Source organism: Streptomyces sp. NPDC059256 (assembly GCF_042753785.1).
GTDB lineage: Bacteria > Actinomycetota > Actinomycetes > Streptomycetales > Streptomycetaceae > Streptomyces.
The window spans coordinates 1-1480 of sequence record NZ_JBHYZO010000058.1; the positions used below are offsets into that span (position 1 = coordinate 1).

Annotated in this window: 1 protein-coding gene; it reads left to right on the top strand. The window is 62.4% G+C overall.

Annotated features, from left to right (window positions below):
* Window positions 1–1480 (top strand): acyltransferase domain-containing protein (locus ACFXJL_RS34795; protein WP_384699501.1); only part of this gene is annotated, 1480 nt, incomplete at both ends.

A 1480-nucleotide genomic window follows, 5' to 3' on the forward strand; every position in this document is an offset into this window, starting at 1 on the left:
GGCCACCCCACAACCAACCCCGCCGCGCCGGCATCTCCTCCTTCGGCATCAGCGGCACCAACGCCCACATCATCATCGAAGAACCACCAACAACCAAAGAAAAAGCAGAACCCACCAAACAGAAAACAGAACCCGCGAAACAGAAAACACCCACCGCACCCACCGCCACACTCCACATCACCGAACCAAACCCACCACAACACACCCAACCCTTCACCTGGCTCCTCTCCGCCAAAACCGAACCCGCCCTCCACCAACAAGCCCAACAACTCCTCCACCACATCACCACCCACCCACACCTCGACCCCACCACCATCGGACGCACCCTCGCCACCCGCACCCACTTCACCCACCGCGCCGCCATCACCACCACCAACACCCACCAAGCCACCCAAGCACTCCAAGCCCTCACCACCAACACCCCCCACCCCCACCTCACCCAAGCCACCACCACCCCCGGCAAAACCGTCTTCGTCTTCCCCGGCCAAGGCACCCAATGGACCAACATGGGCCTCGACCTCCTCAACACCAACCCCACCTTCGCCCACCACCTCCACACCTGCGACCAAGCCCTCCAACCCCACACCGGCTGGTCACTCATCGACACCCTCCACAACAAACCCCACACACCCCCACTCGACCGAGTCGACGTCATCCAACCCACCCTCTTCGCCCTCATGATCGCCCTCGCACGCCTCTGGCAACACCACGGCACCCAACCCGACGCCATCATCGGCCACTCCCAAGGCGAAATCGCCGCCGCCCACATCGCCGGCACACTCACCCTCCAAGACGCCGCCAAAACCATCGCCCTCCGCAGCCAAGCCATCCACACCATCACCAACACCGGCACCATGGCCTCCATCCCCCTACCCGCCCACCAAATCAACACCACCAACATCTCCATCGCCGCCATCAACTCACCCCACAACACCATCATCTCCGGCAACCACCACACCATCACCCAACTCGTCCACCACTACCAACAACAAGGAATCAACGCCAAAACCATCCCCGTCAACTACCCCTCACACTCACCCCACGTCCAACCCCTCCACCAACAAATCCTCACCACACTCCACGACATCAACCCCCAACCACCCACCACCCCCTTCCACTCCACCACCCACCCCAACACCCAACCCACCCACAACGCCCAATACTGGTACGACAACCTCCGCAACACCGTCCAACTCCACCCCACCATCACCCACCTCCTCAACACCGGACACACCCACTTCATCGAAATCAGCCCCCACCCCGTCCTCACCACCCCCATCACCCAAACCATCGAAACCACCAACACCCAAGCCACCACCACCCACACCCTCCGCCGCAACCACGGCAACACCACCCAACTCCACACCGCCCTCACCACCGCACACACCCACGGCACCCCCATCAACACCACCACCCTCCACCCACCCGGACCCCACACCACCCTCCCCACCTACCCCTTCCAACACCACCACTACTGGCT